Origin of the sequence: Roseicyclus sp., from assembly GCF_965662675.1 — a bacterium.
GTDB lineage: Bacteria > Pseudomonadota > Alphaproteobacteria > Rhodobacterales > Rhodobacteraceae > Roseicyclus.
In genome coordinates, this window is record NZ_CBFIIK010000068.1 from 1 (window position 1) to 14,179 (window position 14,179).

Below are 14,179 nucleotides of genomic sequence, written 5' to 3' on the forward strand. Positions count from 1 at the left end.
CGCGATGCCATGGCCGCCGCCGATGCGCTGATCGCGGCCGGGGCGCGGCGTGTGCTGGTGACCGATGGGCCCGCCCCCGCGGTTGCGGCCCAAGGGGATCAGCGGCTCAGTGTCGTCCCTCCCGCCATCACCGCGCGGCGGATCACCGGGGCGGGCGATACATTCATGGCAGCCCACATCGCCGCCGAGTTGACCGGGGTGACGGGGCAAGCGGCGCTTGCGCGCGCGGTTGCAGCGGCGGCTCACTATGTCAGCGCGGAGAACACCTCATGACCCAATCACAGAACACATCGCCCTTGCGCTTGCGCTTCGGTGCCGAGGTGGCGGCGGCGCGTGCGGCCGCTGCGCCGATCGTGGCGCTGGAATCGACGATCATCACCCATGGCATGCCATGGCCGCAGAATGTCGAGACCGCCGAAATCGTCGAGGATGCCGTGCGTGCGGCGGGTGCCGTGCCCGCGACCATCGCGGTCTTGGAGGGAGAGATCCACATCGGTCTGGACGCCGCGCGTCTGCGCGCTTTGGGACAGGCGAAAGGCGTGGCAAAGTTGAGCCGGGCCGATCTGGCCGTGTGCCTTGCGCAGCGTGCAACGGGAGCGACCACCGTCGCTGCGACCATGATCTGTGCCAGACTGGCCGGGATCGAGGTCTTTGCCACGGGTGGCATCGGCGGAGTGCATCGGGGCGCGGAAGACAGTTTCGACATCTCGGCCGATTTGCATGAACTGGCGCAAACGCCGGTCACGGTCGTGGCCGCCGGGGCCAAGGCGATCCTTGATTTACCCAAGACGCTGGAGGTGCTGGAAACCCTGGGCGTGCCGGTCATCGCTTTTGGCCAAGATGCGTTCCCGGCCTTTTGGAGCCGCGATAGCGGGCTGCGCGCGCCCTTGCGCATGGATGACCCGGCGATAATCGCGGCGTCCCATCGGATGCGCGTGGCACTTGGCCTGCCCGGTGGACAGTTGATCGCCAATCCGATCCCCCTTGCCGATGAGATCCCCAGCATCGATCTGGCACCGCTGATCGCCGCCGCGCAGGCCGAGGCCGTGGCGCAGGGGATCAAGGGCAAGGCCGTGACGCCCTTTTTGCTCGATCGGCTTTTCGCGCTGAGCCAAGGGCGCAGCCTCTCGGCCAATATCGCGCTGGTGTTGAACAATGCACGCCTTGGGGCGGCGATCGCCAAGGCCATGACCAAGGGGTGATCGCGCAGCGCTTGTGCCAGAGCCGCGCGCGGCCTACATATGCCGAGTAAAGCGGCCATTGGCCGCCGCGCTATTGGGCCGGACCCGACGAGAGATATGCACCTACCGCCGACACCTCCACCGCCACGCCGTGGCCTGTTCGCATCGCTTCGGTCGAGCTTTTTCACCGGGCTGATCGTGATCGCGCCGATCGGCATTACCATATGGCTGATCTGGTCACTGTTCGGCTGGATTGATAGCTGGGTGCTGCCGCTAATCCCCAATGCCTACAACCCGGCCTATCTGATCCGCTTCTATACCGGTATCGAGGTCGATATCCGCGGCATCGGCGTGGCCACGTTCTTGATCTTCACCATTCTCGTGGGCTGGATCGCCAAGGGGCTGATCGGGCGGTCGTTGATCCGCTGGGCCGAAAGCCTTGTGCTGTCGATCCCGGTGATCCGCTCGCTTTACTCGGGGCTCAAGCAGATCGTCGAGACGGTGCTGCAACAAGGCCAGCAGAATTTCGAGAAAGCCTGCCTGATCGAACATCCGCGCAAGGGGGTTTGGGCGATCGCCTTCATCTCGACCACGGCCAAGGGAGAGATCGCGCGTCGCCATGGACCCGAAGAGATGGTCTCGGTCTTCATGCCCACGACGCCGAACCCCACATCGGGTTTCTTGCTGTTCTTGCCGCGCAAGGATGTGATCGTGCTGGACATGTCGGTCGAGGATGCGGCCAAGCTCATCATCTCGGCGGGGTTGGTCTATCCAAATGGCGAGGGCGGCGTCAAAACCGCCCCGAAAGGCAAGCTGCCGCAAGCGGCTGAATGAGCGGGCCGGACATGGCCCCGCCTAGACCAATGCCGGCGCGTGGCGCGTGCGGCCGGTTGTGTTGAGCAAGACCGCACCGAGCACGAAGATACCGCCCAACATGGTCGCATGGCTGGCGGTCTCGCCGATCACCAGCCAGACCAGCAGCGGTGCAAGCATCACCTCGAGCAGCGAGATCAGCGTCAATTCGGCGGCGGGAACCACGCGGCTGCCCAAGCTGTAAAGCACCATGCCGCCTGCAAGCGTCACCGCTCCCATACCCGTCGACCAGATCACATCGGCCAGCGGCACCACCAGCGGCGTCAGGCTGACCCAAGCGCCCCCTGCCCCCGCGATCAGGCTGAAGATACCGCCCAGCAGCACGATGGGCATGGCGGAGGTCGCGCTGCGGCGCAGGGTGACGGTGAAAACCGAAAAGCCCGCCGCGCTGGACAGGGCCGCCAGATTGCCGGGCAAAGCGCCCCGATCCAGCCCGCCTTGCACCATCACGGCGATGCCGATGGCGGCCACCCCGATCGAAACCCAGCTGCGCCTGCGTACCTTTTCGCCAAGCACGGCCCAGCCCAAAAGCGCCGTGATGAAAGGCGAGGCAGAGAAAAGGAAAACCGCATTGGCGATGGTGGTGGATTGGATCGCATAGATCGCCCCGCCAAAGGCAAAGATCAGCCCGAACGCGCCGATGATGCCGGCAAATCCCACATCCCACAGCCCGCGCAGCCCATGCTGTCCCTTTTGCCACAAGATGAAAAGCGCGATGACCGGGATCATGCCCAAGGAACGCCAAAACAGGATCGCCCAAGGCTCGGCCGTGTCGATCTGACGGAAAATCAACCCCTGCAAGGACCACAACAACGCGGCCGCGATCACAAGCCCCACACCATTCCCGTAGCGCATGCGATGTCCTGCGTGATGTTTTGCACCCCCATCTGCCGCAGCAAGCCATCGTCAGTCGCGTTCGGATGCGACATGGCGGATTGCCGTTTTCCGCCTATGCGGCCCACCCGTGCGCAAGATGAAAAACGGCGCCCGAAGGCGCCGTTTCAAAAGCGCACGTTCTGTGCGCTTCAGGGTGCGACCCACCAGACATCAGGCTGCCAGCCGATCCAGTCGCCATAGATCGGGATCACATCGGGGTAACGCAACTCGGCATTGTGGGCGATGCGGCTGACCGGGTTATGCCAAAACGGCACGACATAGCGCTCGGCGGTCAGGACACGGTCGAGCCCACGCACGGCGGAGACGTAATCATCTTGGCTTTCGGAATTGAGCATCCGCCCGATCATCGCCTCGATCGCCGGGTGGCAGGCACCCATCAGATTGCGCGAGCCTTGCGTGTCGCGCGTATCGCAGCCCCAGTAGCTATACTGCTCGTTGCCCGGGCTGAGCGACAGGCCATAGCGCTCATAGACCATGTCGAAATCGAAGACATCGCGCCGCTCGCGGAACTGGGCGGCATCGACACGGCTGACATTGACCGCGATCCCAAGCCGGGTCAGCGCCTCGGTATAGATATTGATGATCGCGTCATTCTCGGCCGAGCCCGTCTGCAGCAAGATATCGAAGGTGAAGGGTGTGCCATCGGGCTTGGTCATCGCCCCGTTCTGAACGGTAAAGCCCGCCTCCTCCAATGCGGAAAGCGCGGCCGCGATGCCTGCGCGGTTACGCTCGGACCCATCGGAGACGGGCATGACGTAGCCCTCGCGCGCGCCGGGCAGGAGATCGGCGGCGAAGGGTGCCAAGAACTCATCCACCCGTCCCGTCGCCGGGCCCGCCTGCATCGCCAGCGGCGAGTTGGCGAAATAGGATGTGATGCGCGGATCGACGCCGCCATTCATCGTCTGGTTGATGAATTCGGCCGGAAAGGCCTGGATCATCGCCTCGCGTACCCGCCAATCGGCGAAATGATCGCGGCGCGTGTTCATCACAAGCCCGGTCATGCCCGAGGGGCGCTGATGGGACACTTCGGCCAAGACGACCTCGCCCGAGCGCACGCGGGGAAAATCGTAATTCGTGGCCCAGGCTTGCGCCGAGGTTTCGCGCATGGTCGAGAGAATGCCCGCAGTAAACGCCTCGAACATCGCCGTGCCATCGCTGAAAAACTCCATCCGCACCTCGTCGATCACATTGGTGCCGCGCCGGAATGCCAGATCGGCCCCCCAGTAATCGGGGTTGCGCTTGAGGCTGACGAAACGGCCCGCCTCGAAATCGTCGACGACATAGGGCGCGGTGGCGATGGGGATCACATCGAGCCCCGATTGGGTGAAATCACGCCCTTCCCATTGGGCGGCCTTCAAGATCGGGCGCAGGCCCATGATCATGGCCAATTCACGGTCGGGCTCGGAAAAGCTGATCCGCACACCGCGTTCGCCCACCGCTTCGATGCCCGAGACGCGCGTCCAAGAATTGAGGTAGCGCGGATGGCCGACAGTTCCCAATGTCTCGTAGGACCAGATCACATCTGCGACCGTGACCGGGCTGCCATCGGAAAAACGCGCCTCGGGGCGGAGGATGAATTCCACCCATGCATGATCCGGTGCCACCTCGACCGATTCGGCGAGCAGACCGTAGAGCGTGAAGGGTTCGTCCCATGAGCGGCCCAACAGCGATTCGTAGGCCAAAAGCCGCAACTGCCACGGCACCGACCCTGCGCGGATATGCGGATTGAGGCTATCGAAGCTGCCCGTTTCACCGGTCACGATCCGCCCGCCCGTGGGCGCATCGGGATTGGCGTAGGGCAGATGCGTGAAGTCAGGCCCAAGGGCCGGCTCACCATACATTGCGATCCCGTGCATCGGCTGCGCCATACCTGCCACCGGTAGGCCGATTGCGCCCACCAGCGATAAGGCCGCAACACCCAGCATTTTTGCGAAACATTCTGTTCTCATGCTCGAACAATCCCCTTTGCCTCAATGCGCATTGGCTTCACGCTATCGGGGCGACACGCGCACTGCAAACTTTTCGGTTGGACAACGGCCAAGCCTTTGCTTATAAAGTACTCACTGCTCGATAGGTTTCTTGCCTGTATGAAACCTGCCTCAATAACTGAACGCCGGCCTTGTGCCGGCGTTTTTTTGCTCCCGCGACATGCCATGCCCTGTTCGCTGCCTTGGCGGAGCGATAAGATTCTGCCTGAGCATCACCGCGCATAACCGAGCACGAGGACATAGTGACCATGGCCATCAGCACAGATCTTTCCGGCAAGACCGCGATCATCACCGGCTCGAATTCCGGCATCGGCCTGGGCATCGCGTATGAGTTGGCCCGCGCTGGCGCCGATATCGTGATCAATTCCTTCACCGACCGGCCCGAAGATCACGCCTTGGCAGAATCACTCGCCAAGGATTTCGGTGTAAGCGCCCGCTACATCGCCGCCGATATGTCCAAGTCAGCGGCTTGCCGTGATCTGATCGCACAGGCCGGACGCTGCGACATCCTGATCAACAATGCGGGCATCCAGCATGTGGCCCCGATCCCTGATTTTCCGGCCGAGAAATGGGACGCGATCATCGCCATCAATCTATCGTCGGCCTTTCATACGACGGCCGCCGCCCTGCCCCTCATGCGCGCGGCTGGTTGGGGCCGGGTGATCAATATCGCCTCCGCCCATGGCTTGACCGCAAGCCCGTTCAAATCGGCCTATGTCGCGGCCAAGCACGGGGTTGTGGGGCTGACCAAGGTCACGGCGCTTGAAACCGCCGAAGAGCCCATCACCGCCAATGCGATCTGCCCAGGCTATGTGCTGACGCCCTTGGTCGAGGCGCAAATCCCCGACCAGATGAAGACCCACAACATGGACCGCGACACCGTTGTGCGCGAGGTGATGCTGGCGCGCCAACCCTCGCGCGATTTCGCCACTGTAGAACAGATGGGCGGCACGGCGGTGTTCTTGTGTTCGGATGCCGCGGCACAAATTACCGGCACAACGATCAGCGTCGATGGCGGCTGGACCGCGCTTTAGTCGCGCAGATCGGCGGGCAAGCCCTTACGCACCATCGCCTCGGCCGTGGTGGCCAGCGCTTTGCGGTCGGGGAAATCGGCGACCTTGAGCGGGGCGTGATAGATCACCTCGACACTGCCCTGTCGACGGGCGGCCAACACCGACAAAATCGCGGGCGTTAGTGCCATATCGCCCCACCAGCCGTAAAAGCGCACATCCTCGCCCTTGGGTGCGCGGTAGACCAGCGTCACGGGTTGCACCTGCATCGCATCACCAAGCTGCGCGTTGCGGAAGGCCTGAAAGAGCGTGGTCTTGAACGGCAAGACCCGCCGCCCATCGCTGGAGGTGCCCTCGGGGAAGAACAACAGCCTGTGACCCGCACCCAGCCGTTCTTCGAACAGCCGGGTTTGCTGGGCGGCATGGCGGCGATCGCGCGCGATGAAGACCGTGCCCGTGCCACGCGCCAGCCACCCGATGCCCGGCCACCCCGCCACCTCGGATTTGGCCACGAAATACAGCCGCTTGCCTGCATTCAGCACGAAAATATCCAGCCAGCCGACATGATTGGCGACATAGGCCCCGCGCCCCATCATGGGTTTGCCCCGCTGTCGGCGGCGCAGCCCCAGAATGCCACAGGCACAGATGCAGACGCCTTGCGTGATATAGGGCGTCACCGGGCGCGCCTGACCGAAGATCAACCGCTCCGGGAGGCGCAACACCAAGAGCAACACGAAATTCGGCACCAACAACACGAGCAATGGCAGCCCACGCAGGCCGACACGCAGCCAATCGGCCCGGTCCAGCGGGCGCGGCGCAGGTTCGGCCAAACCATGCCATGTCTGGCTCATTGCGCACCCCGTTGATAAATTGCGCGCGCGCTCGCGGGGATGCGGGTGACATCCATCACAAGGCACACATCCAGACAGTTGAAAGCGCGGTCCAGATAAGCGCCCTGCCCCACCACACCGCCCAGCCGCAGATAGGCCTTGATCAGCGCCGGCACAGCCCGGATCGCCGCCGGGCGATCAAGATCGGCCTCGGCGATCAGGTCCATCCGCTGAAACCCCGCCGCGCGCGCCACGGGCCGCAATGCGGGCGGTGCCAGATGCCGGTGATGCAGCAGCGATAGCGGCCCGGCCAAGGGGGCCGGATCACGACCATGAAAGCTGGCCACCCCGAAAAGCACCTCGATCTCGCGCGCCGCGATATAGCCTGCAAGCCCAGCCCAAAGATGCATCATGGCCGTGCCGCCGCGATAATCGCGATGCAGGCAAGAGCGCCCCAGCTCCAGCAATCGCCGCCCGCTGCCGCGTAGCGCGGATAGGTCGTATTCATCCTCGGAATAGAATTGCCCCGCTTGAGCCGCCCCTTGCTCGGTCAAAAGGCGGTAGACACCGATGACCTGATCGCCCGCAGGCCTGCGTGTATCGTGCAGCAACAGGTGATCAACATATTGGTCGAAGCGGTCGATCTCGCGCCGGTCGTGGTGATCGACCATCGGCCCATCGGCGCCAAGCTCGGCCACGAAGACCTCATAGCGCAACCGCTGCGCTGCGTGCAGATCGGCGCGATCTTGCGCCAAGTGAAGCTCGAAATGGCGATCATCGATCTGCATGGTAAATCGCGCCCAACCCCTGTGGCGATGGCTTTAGCAGGCCCGGCACCGCTTGCAAACCAGACACAGCCCTGCAAGGTTGGTGGCCGTGCGTTAAACTCGTATTAACCGGTGGCCCTTAGCCTGCAGCGCAAGACCCGGTGAGGATAAAATGGTTCAGTCGAGATACACGATCTGCAGGCGGATATGGCGCGCGTCCAGCACCAGCTTGCCCTCGTTCTCGAAATTGACCGTGATTTTTCCACCGACATTCGATTGCACCTGCCCAAGGCCCCAGTCGGGTGTGTCCGGTGCAAGCACGAACATGCCCGGCTCTAGGATCGTGCTCAGATCGTCCTGCATGGAAAGGCCCGCCTCATGAATGATCAAACGCCCCAAGGGCATCAAAGCCTTGCCGAATTGATCGCATCCCGGCTTTGCCATGACCTCGTAAACCCGCTGGGCGCGATCGGCAACGGGGTCGAGTTGATCGAGATGACGGGGGCGGCGCGTGGCCCCGAGATGGCCTTGATCCGCGACGCGGTGCGCGATGCGCAAGCGCGGGTCCGCTTCATGCGGATCGCATTCGGCGCCGCCGCACCCACCCAGATCATGTCTGCGCGCGAGGCAAAGGCCACGGCCCAAGGCAATTGGCAAGGCGCAAGGTTGCATGTCAGCTGGGCCGCGACCGAGGATTTGCCACGCCACAGGGTCAAGCTGGGCTACCTGATGCTGCTTTGCGCCGAAACTGCCCTACCGATGGGCGGCGATGTCACGATCACGCATGAAGCGGGCGGGCATCTGCGCCTGACCGCAAAGGCGGCGCGCGTGACCCATGATCCGGCACTCTGGTCAGTGCTGCATTTCGGCATGAACGCCGCCGCGCGCGCCCTCAAGGCGAGCGAGGCGCAGTTTCCCGCCCTTCACACCACGCTTGGCCTCTGCGATCTGACGCTCAATTACGTTGCGGCTGAGGATGGTCTCGTGATCACCACCGCCTGACCGCTCACAGCGCGACAAGCCCAGCACGAAAACGGCGCATCTTGTCGGCATAGTTCCGGGCCGATTGCAGCAGATTTTCCTGTGCCGGCGCATCGAGTACGCGCACCACCTTGCCCGGCATGCCCATCACAAGGCTGCCATCGGGAATGATCTTGCCCTCGGGGATCAAGGCCCCCGCTCCGATCAAGCAGCCCTTACCGATCACGGCGCCGTTCAGAACCGTCGCCCCCATTCCGATCAGCGAGCCGTCGCCGATGGTGCAGCCATGCAAGATCGCGTTATGCCCGATGGTGCAGTCGCGCCCGACCGAAAGCGGGAATCCCATATCGGTGTGAAAGATGCAGCCCTCTTGCACGTTGGAGCCGACGCCGATCCGGATCTCTTCGTTGTCGCCACGCAAGGTGGCGCCGAACCAGACGCTTGCACCCGCGCAAAGCACGACGCGCCCCATCACATGCGCACCGGGAGCGACCCAGCTATCGGCATCGATTTCGGGCGTAATCCCTTCCCACGCATAGATCATGGCTGACCCTCTTCGAATTGCTGGTGGAGGTGGCGCACATGATCGGCCAACCCCGGTTGTTGCGCGCGGCGAAGCCGTTCGGCGGTGATGATCGTCTTGAGACGCGAAAAACTTGTATCCAGATCATCATTGATCAAGACATAATCGTAGCCATCCCAATGGCTTATCTCGTCCCAGCTTTTTTGCATCCGCTTGGCGATCACATCGGCCCCATCCTGGCCCCGGTTTTCCAGACGCCTGCGCAACTCGGGGATCGAGGGGGGCAAGATGAAGATCGACAGCGTGTGCCGCCCTAGCGCCGAATTGCGGATCTGCTGCGCGCCTTGCCAATCGATGTCGAACAGCACATCGCGCCCGGCTTCGATTGCGGTGGCGACAGGGGCCATGGGCGAGCCGTAGAAATGGCCGAAGACATGGGCATGTTCCAGCATCGCACCCTTGACCACGAGGGATTTGAAATCCGCCTCCGACATGAAGTGGTAATGCTCGCCATCCACCTCGCCGCTGCGCGGCGCGCGGGTCGTGGCAGACACCGAGAAGCGCAGCGAAGGGTCCCAACCCATCAGCATCTTGGCCAAGGTCGATTTCCCCGCACCCGAGGGCGAAGAAAGGATGATCAACAGACCACGGCGGGCCATCGGATCGGTGGCTGTCATGATCACTCCACGTTCTGAACCTGTTCTCGGGTCTGGTCGATGGCCAGTTTGAGGTCAAGCCCCACGGAGGTGAGCGCGTGATCTTGCGATTTCGAACACAGCGTATTGGCCTCGCGGTTGAACTCCTGCATCAAGAAATCCAGCTTGCGCCCAATCGCGCCGCCCTGCGCCAAAAGCCCGCGCGCCGCTGCCACATGGGCGCGCAGGCGGTCGATCTCTTCTGTCACATCCGTCTTGAGCGCCAAGGTCGCGATCTCTTGCAACAGCCGCGCCTCGTCGAGATCTGTGCTGGCAAGCAGGCTTTGCGCGGCCATGCGCATCCGCTCGGCCTGTGGCAGCGCGCGCGCATTGGCCAGTTGGGCGGCCTGATCGACCAATGCGGCGATACGGGTTAACTGTTCGTGCAAGATCGCGGCCAGCGCCGCACCCTCGGCCTGACGCATGGCGGTGAATGCGGCCAAAAGCGGGGCGATATCGGCCAAAAGCTTCTCCGGCTCCGGTATCCCCGCCTCGCCGACATCGAGCAATCCGCGCAGACCCATGATCTCGGCAGGGCTGGCCGGGCGTAGCGCAAGCCCCATCGCCAACGCCGCTTCTTCGATCCGCAAGACCTCCGCCAAGGCTTGATCGAGGCGCTTAGGGTCGATCCGACCATCGCCCGCACCTGCCTCGCGGCCAATGCGCAAGGACAGGCTGACCGATCCACGCGTCAGCGCAGCGCTCACCACCCGCCGCAAGGGCGCATCGAGCGCGCCCAAGCCATCGGGCAACCGAAACCGCAGATCGAGCCCGCGCGCATTGACGGCGCGCAGCTCCCAACTCCAGCTCAATTCCGCGCCATCCCCGCCCTCGCGGGCGGCATAGCCGGTCATCGAGGCGATCACCCCGGTCGATGCTGCGTTAACCAATGATCGATTCTCCCCCTGCCGCTTGTCGCGCTGTCACGGTAGTAAGCTTTGGCTAACCAAGTCGAGACCGCGTAACCCCATGGATCATGTCGATACCCCCGACAAGCGTTCCCCGGCAACCGCCGGGTTGGACCCGTTGATCGCTTATTGGCAGCGTTTGCGCGGCGGCCATCTGGTTCCCGCGCGGGGCGATCTTGACCCAAGCGCGCTGGGCCCGTGGCTACATATGGCGGGGTTGGTCGATGGCGGTCCGACCGGTCGGATGCGCTTTCGCGTCGGAGGACAGGGGTTGAGCACGCTTTTGGGGGTCGAGGCGCGCGGCATGCCGTTGCGCAGTCTTTTCGCCTTGGGCACACGCGGGCGCCTGCATGATCTGGCGCTGCGGGTGTTTTCGGGCCCATCCATGCTGACCATGACCCTGATCGCGCCCGCACGCGCACCTGCGGCGCAGCCTGTCCAGGTGCCGATGGTGATCTTGCCGCTGCGCGACAATCACGATGCGATCACGCGCGCCTTGCTCTGCATGGACAGCCGCGCAGCTCTTGCAGCCGAGCGACCGGCGAGGTTCCATATCCGCCAAGCCCGCCTCACGACGCTCAGCGCAACATCACCCGATGCCCCTTTGCTGCGTCTGATCCCCGGCGGGCGCGATTAGCACCTAGGACATGGCGGGACTAAACCGCCGCGCGCATGGCCTCGCGGCTTTGTTGCAGCTCTTCGGCCACGAGAAACGCCAGTTCCAGCGATTGCGATGCGTTCAGACGCGGATCGCAGGCGGTATGGTAGCGCGAGGACAAATCCTCATCGCTGACCGCGCGCATGCCGCCGGTGCATTCGGTCACATCCTTGCCCGTCATCTCGAAATGCACCCCACCCGGCACCGTACCTTCGGCGCGGTGGATGGCAAAAAACTCCTGCACTTCGCGCAAGATCGCGTCAAAGGGGCGGGTCTTGTAACCTGTCGAGGATTTGATGACGTTGCCATGCATCGGGTCGCAGGACCAAAGCACATTGGCCCCCTCGGCCTGCACAGTGCGGATCAGGCGCGGCAGGTGATCGCCCACATTGCCCGCCCCAAAGCGCGCGATCAGGGTCAGACGGCCCGGCTCATTCTCGGGGTTGAGTTTGGCCATCAAGACCTTGAGGTCTTCTTCCTTGGTGCTGGGGCCGCATTTCAAGCCGATCGGATTTTGCACACCACGGCAGAATTCCACATGCGCGCCATCGGGCTGACGGGTGCGGTCACCGATCCAGATCATATGGCCGGACCCCGCCAGCCATTTGCCAGTTGTCGAGTCGACCCGGCATAGCGCCTCTTCATATTCCAAAAGCAGCGCTTCGTGGCTGGTATAGAAATCAACCGTGCTCAGCTCGTGGTTGGTCTCGCCCGACAGGCCAGCGGCAGCCATGAAATCGAGGCTGTCTTGGATGCGGTTGGCCATGTCGCGGTACTTGTCGGCATCCTCGTGATCGGTGAAGCCCAAGGTCCAGCTATGGACGCGGTGGATGTCGGCGAAACCGCCCGTCGAGAAGGCGCGCAACAGGTTGAGAGAGGCCGCGGCCTGCGTGTAGGCCTGAAGCATCCGTGTCGGGTCGGGGATACGCGCGGCCGGCGTGGCTGCGATATCATTGATGATATCGCCCTTGTAGCTGTCCATCTCGACGCCGCCGATGACCTCGGTCGGTGCAGAGCGCGGCTTGGCGAATTGCCCGGCAACGCGACCGACCTTGATCACCGGAACCTTGGCACCATAGGTCAGCACCATCGCCATCTGCAGCATCACCTTGAAGGTGTCGCGGATGTTGTCGGCCGAGAATTCCGCGAAACTTTCGGCGCAATCGCCGCCCTGAAGCAAGAAAGCGTCACCGCGCGCAGCCGCGGCAAGCTGCTTTTTCAGCCGCCGCGCCTCACCTGCAAAAACCAGCGGCGGGTATTTCGACAGTTGCGCCTCGACGCCGTGAAGGGCATCTGCGTCAGGATATACAGGCATCTGCACGCGCGGCTTGGCGCGCCAATCGGTTTTGGTCCAAGCCGTTCCGCTCGTTCGGGTCATGGCGGTGCATCTCCTGTGGTCTGGTCACGGGTTGGGCTTATAGGCTGGCTTGCCTTGGCTTCCAATGCCTTAAATCGATACGACCGGGGATTGCGCCTGCGCAAAAAAGCTGCTTTCGCTCGATGTGTGCGCGCAACCGCGATGCACGCAACTTGGCAAGATGAGACCGCAAATGCCAGACCAGATCGGCCCCAAGCAATATGTCTTCATATTGTTGGACCAATTCACCATGCTGTGTTTTTCCAGCGCGGTCGAGGCGTTGCGTATCGCCAATCGCATGTCCGGCAAAGAGCTTTACCGCTGGACGCTGGCGGGCGAAGGTGGCGATGTCGCGTGGTGTTCGGCGGGCATCGGCTTCAAGCTGGATTGCGACCTGCCCGACATCACGCGCGATGATATCGTGCTGGTGTGCGGCGGCATTGATGTTGGCGCGGCGACGTCGAAAAAGATGCTCAACTGGCTGCGCCGCGAGGCGCGCAAGGGCGCCACGATCGGCGGGCTTTGCACGGCGGGCTACACGTTGGCCAAGGCCGGGCTGCTCGATGGCAAGCGCGCCACGATCCATTGGGAGAACCAAGACAGCTTCATCGAGGAATTCGATGATGTGACGCTGACAAAATCAGTCTTCGTGATCGATGGCAATCGCATCACCACCGCGGGCGGCACCGCGTCGATCGACCTGATGCTCAAGATCATCGCCGATGATCATGGCGAGGATCTGGCCAATCTGGTGGCCGACCAGCTGATCTATACTTCGATCCGCACCGATCAGGACACGCAGCGTTTGTCGATCCCCACGCGCATCGGGGTGCGCCATCCAAAGCTTGGTCAAGTGATCCGGATGATGGAGCAAAATATCGAGGAACCGATCAGCCCCGCCACGCTGGCGCGCGATGTCGATATGTCGACGCGCCAGTTGGAACGGCTTTTCCGGCGCTACCTCAACCGAAGCCCCAAGCGGTATTACATGGAATTGCGGCTGGGCAAGGCGCGCAACTTGTTGATGCAGACCGATATGAGCGTGATCAATGTGGCGCTGGCTTGCGGCTTCGCCTCGCCTTCGCATTTCTCGAAATGCTACCGCGCCCATTACGCCACCACGCCCTACCGCGAGCGTGGCACGCATGGCAGCAAGCCGCGCGACTAGGCTTGACTGACGCGCGCTGCGCGACCACCACGGCGACCGCCCTTTGGGCTGGCCTCCAGCCCTGCGCGCAGGACCGCCAGCATCGGATGGGTGATCGGCGCATCATCATAGCGCGCGAGCAAGGCGGAAATCGCCTCACGCGGTTCAGCACCCGACAGGCTCAACGCCCAATCGACGAAAATGGAACGGCATTCCCCATCGGTGATCCCGTCGATCCGAAAGGATTCTCGGATCAGACCCTTGGGATCGATCGGGTCGGGGGCGGGTTTGTCAGATGACATCAGGGTTCCTCGGGCAAGATCGCGCCAAGCACGGCGTCGATCATCTGGGCGATATAGGCGCG

The 14,179-nt window shown here is 63.1% G+C and carries 17 protein-coding genes; 7 read left to right on the forward strand and 10 right to left on the reverse strand.

The window, feature by feature from the left end; genetic code table 11:
- The 3 genes from ACTG4J_RS10505 to ACTG4J_RS10515 all read left to right on the forward strand — a co-directional run.
- On the forward strand, positions 1 to 273 hold a 273-nt coding region (locus tag ACTG4J_RS10505), incomplete at its 5' end, for a PfkB family carbohydrate kinase (protein WP_439139339.1).
- Positions 270 to 1,202, forward strand: a complete 933-nt coding sequence (locus ACTG4J_RS10510) for a pseudouridine-5'-phosphate glycosidase (protein ID WP_439139340.1) — start codon at positions 270 to 272, stop codon at positions 1,200 to 1,202. The genes ACTG4J_RS10505 and ACTG4J_RS10510, both read left to right, overlap by 4 nt.
- 96 nt (positions 1,203 to 1,298) lie before the next feature.
- Entirely contained in the window at positions 1,299 to 2,015 is a 717-nt protein-coding gene (locus tag ACTG4J_RS10515) for a DUF502 domain-containing protein (RefSeq protein WP_439139342.1), read from the forward strand.
- 21 nt (positions 2,016 to 2,036) lie between these two features.
- Here ACTG4J_RS10515 and ACTG4J_RS10520 read toward each other — a convergent pair whose 3' ends face one another.
- Both ACTG4J_RS10520 and ACTG4J_RS10525 read right to left on the reverse strand, forming a co-directional pair.
- Positions 2,037 to 2,909, reverse strand: coding sequence for a DMT family transporter (locus ACTG4J_RS10520; RefSeq protein ID WP_439139344.1), 873 nt, complete (start codon positions 2,907 to 2,909; stop codon positions 2,037 to 2,039).
- Positions 2,910 to 3,079: 170 nt separating this feature from the next.
- Positions 3,080 to 4,900, reverse strand: a complete 1,821-nt coding sequence (locus tag ACTG4J_RS10525; RefSeq protein WP_439139345.1) for an extracellular solute-binding protein — start codon at positions 4,898 to 4,900, stop codon at positions 3,080 to 3,082.
- Between the two features lie 287 nt (positions 4,901 to 5,187).
- On the opposite strand from ACTG4J_RS10525, the gene ACTG4J_RS10530 reads away from it, so the two are divergent.
- Positions 5,188 to 5,973, forward strand: coding sequence for a 3-hydroxybutyrate dehydrogenase (locus ACTG4J_RS10530; protein WP_439139346.1), 786 nt, complete (start codon positions 5,188 to 5,190; stop codon positions 5,971 to 5,973).
- On the opposite strand, the gene ACTG4J_RS10535 is transcribed toward ACTG4J_RS10530, so the two are convergent.
- From ACTG4J_RS10535 to ACTG4J_RS10545, 3 genes are all read right to left on the reverse strand, one after another.
- Entirely contained in the window at positions 5,970 to 6,800 is an 831-nt protein-coding gene (locus tag ACTG4J_RS10535) for a lysophospholipid acyltransferase family protein (protein ID WP_439139347.1), read from the reverse strand. The genes ACTG4J_RS10530 and ACTG4J_RS10535 overlap by 4 nt on opposite strands.
- Entirely contained in the window at positions 6,797 to 7,567 is a 771-nt protein-coding gene (locus tag ACTG4J_RS10540; protein ID WP_439139348.1) for a GNAT family N-acetyltransferase, read from the reverse strand. The genes ACTG4J_RS10535 and ACTG4J_RS10540 overlap by 4 nt, the downstream gene beginning before the upstream one ends.
- Before the next feature lie 156 nt (positions 7,568 to 7,723).
- Positions 7,724 to 7,909: a DUF3553 domain-containing protein gene (locus ACTG4J_RS10545; RefSeq protein WP_439139350.1), complete on the reverse strand. Its 186-nt coding sequence runs from the start codon at positions 7,907 to 7,909 to the stop codon at positions 7,724 to 7,726.
- A 15-nt stretch (positions 7,910 to 7,924) separates the two neighbouring features.
- On the opposite strand from ACTG4J_RS10545, the gene ACTG4J_RS10550 reads away from it, so the two are divergent.
- Positions 7,925 to 8,548, forward strand: coding sequence for a histidine phosphotransferase family protein (locus ACTG4J_RS10550; RefSeq protein WP_439139351.1), 624 nt, complete (start codon positions 7,925 to 7,927; stop codon positions 8,546 to 8,548).
- Between the two features lie 4 nt (positions 8,549 to 8,552).
- On the opposite strand, the gene ACTG4J_RS10555 is transcribed toward ACTG4J_RS10550, so the two are convergent.
- The 3 genes from ACTG4J_RS10555 to ACTG4J_RS10565 are packed head-to-tail and all read right to left on the reverse strand — an operon-like array spanning position 8,553 to position 10,635.
- Positions 8,553 to 9,071: a gamma carbonic anhydrase family protein gene (locus ACTG4J_RS10555; protein ID WP_439139353.1), complete on the reverse strand. Its 519-nt coding sequence runs from the start codon at positions 9,069 to 9,071 to the stop codon at positions 8,553 to 8,555.
- Positions 9,068 to 9,727: a guanylate kinase gene (gene gmk / locus ACTG4J_RS10560; protein ID WP_439139355.1), complete on the reverse strand. Its 660-nt coding sequence runs from the start codon at positions 9,725 to 9,727 to the stop codon at positions 9,068 to 9,070. The genes ACTG4J_RS10555 and gmk overlap by 4 nt, the downstream gene beginning before the upstream one ends.
- 2 nt (positions 9,728 to 9,729) lie before the next feature.
- The gene (locus tag ACTG4J_RS10565; protein ID WP_439139357.1) at positions 9,730 to 10,635 is read right to left on the reverse strand and encodes a YicC/YloC family endoribonuclease; all 906 of its coding nucleotides are present in this window, start codon (positions 10,633 to 10,635) and stop codon (positions 9,730 to 9,732) included.
- A gap of 79 nt (positions 10,636 to 10,714) precedes the next feature.
- Between ACTG4J_RS10565 and ACTG4J_RS10570 the strand changes: the two genes are divergently transcribed.
- Positions 10,715 to 11,290, forward strand: a complete 576-nt coding sequence (locus ACTG4J_RS10570; RefSeq protein ID WP_439139359.1) for a PAS domain-containing protein — start codon at positions 10,715 to 10,717, stop codon at positions 11,288 to 11,290.
- Between the two features lie 19 nt (positions 11,291 to 11,309).
- Here ACTG4J_RS10570 and ACTG4J_RS10575 read toward each other — a convergent pair whose 3' ends face one another.
- Positions 11,310 to 12,689 (reverse strand): class II 3-deoxy-7-phosphoheptulonate synthase, encoded by a 1,380-nt coding sequence (locus ACTG4J_RS10575; RefSeq protein WP_439139361.1) that lies wholly within the window; start codon positions 12,687 to 12,689, stop codon positions 11,310 to 11,312.
- Positions 12,690 to 12,861: 172 nt separating this feature from the next.
- On the opposite strand from ACTG4J_RS10575, the gene ACTG4J_RS10580 reads away from it, so the two are divergent.
- On the forward strand, positions 12,862 to 13,836 hold the full coding sequence (locus ACTG4J_RS10580; protein WP_439139363.1) for a GlxA family transcriptional regulator: 975 nt from the start codon (positions 12,862 to 12,864) through the stop codon (positions 13,834 to 13,836).
- Here the strand turns inward: ACTG4J_RS10580 and ACTG4J_RS10585 are convergent.
- On the reverse strand, positions 13,833 to 14,117 hold the full coding sequence (locus ACTG4J_RS10585; RefSeq protein WP_439139364.1) for a hypothetical protein: 285 nt from the start codon (positions 14,115 to 14,117) through the stop codon (positions 13,833 to 13,835). The two genes, ACTG4J_RS10580 and ACTG4J_RS10585, sit on opposite strands and share 4 nt — an antisense overlap.
- Between the last annotated feature and the right edge of the window lie 62 nt (positions 14,118 to 14,179).

Coding starts and splice junctions, on each gene's coding strand:
- ACTG4J_RS10540 (WP_439139348.1), bottom strand. CDS start 7,567: ATGCAGATCGATGATCGCCATTTCGAGCTTCACTTGGCGCAAGATCGC.
- ACTG4J_RS10535 (WP_439139347.1), bottom strand. CDS start 6,800: ATGAGCCAGACATGGCATGGTTTGGCCGAACCTGCGCCGCGCCCGCTG.
- ACTG4J_RS10575 (WP_439139361.1), bottom strand. CDS start 12,689: ATGACCCGAACGAGCGGAACGGCTTGGACCAAAACCGATTGGCGCGCC.
- ACTG4J_RS10530 (WP_439139346.1), top strand. CDS start 5,188: ATGGCCATCAGCACAGATCTTTCCGGCAAGACCGCGATCATCACCGGC.
- ACTG4J_RS10510 (WP_439139340.1), top strand. CDS start 270: ATGACCCAATCACAGAACACATCGCCCTTGCGCTTGCGCTTCGGTGCC.
- ACTG4J_RS10570 (WP_439139359.1), top strand. CDS start 10,715: ATGGATCATGTCGATACCCCCGACAAGCGTTCCCCGGCAACCGCCGGG.
- gmk (WP_439139355.1), bottom strand. CDS start 9,727: ATGACAGCCACCGATCCGATGGCCCGCCGTGGTCTGTTGATCATCCTT.
- ACTG4J_RS10550 (WP_439139351.1), top strand. CDS start 7,925: ATGAATGATCAAACGCCCCAAGGGCATCAAAGCCTTGCCGAATTGATC.
- ACTG4J_RS10545 (WP_439139350.1), bottom strand. CDS start 7,909: ATGCAGGACGATCTGAGCACGATCCTAGAGCCGGGCATGTTCGTGCTT.
- ACTG4J_RS10580 (WP_439139363.1), top strand. CDS start 12,862: ATGCCAGACCAGATCGGCCCCAAGCAATATGTCTTCATATTGTTGGAC.
- ACTG4J_RS10525 (WP_439139345.1), bottom strand. CDS start 4,900: ATGAGAACAGAATGTTTCGCAAAAATGCTGGGTGTTGCGGCCTTATCG.
- ACTG4J_RS10585 (WP_439139364.1), bottom strand. CDS start 14,117: ATGTCATCTGACAAACCCGCCCCCGACCCGATCGATCCCAAGGGTCTG.
- ACTG4J_RS10515 (WP_439139342.1), top strand. CDS start 1,299: ATGCACCTACCGCCGACACCTCCACCGCCACGCCGTGGCCTGTTCGCA.
- ACTG4J_RS10520 (WP_439139344.1), bottom strand. CDS start 2,909: ATGCGCTACGGGAATGGTGTGGGGCTTGTGATCGCGGCCGCGTTGTTG.
- ACTG4J_RS10555 (WP_439139353.1), bottom strand. CDS start 9,071: ATGATCTATGCGTGGGAAGGGATTACGCCCGAAATCGATGCCGATAGC.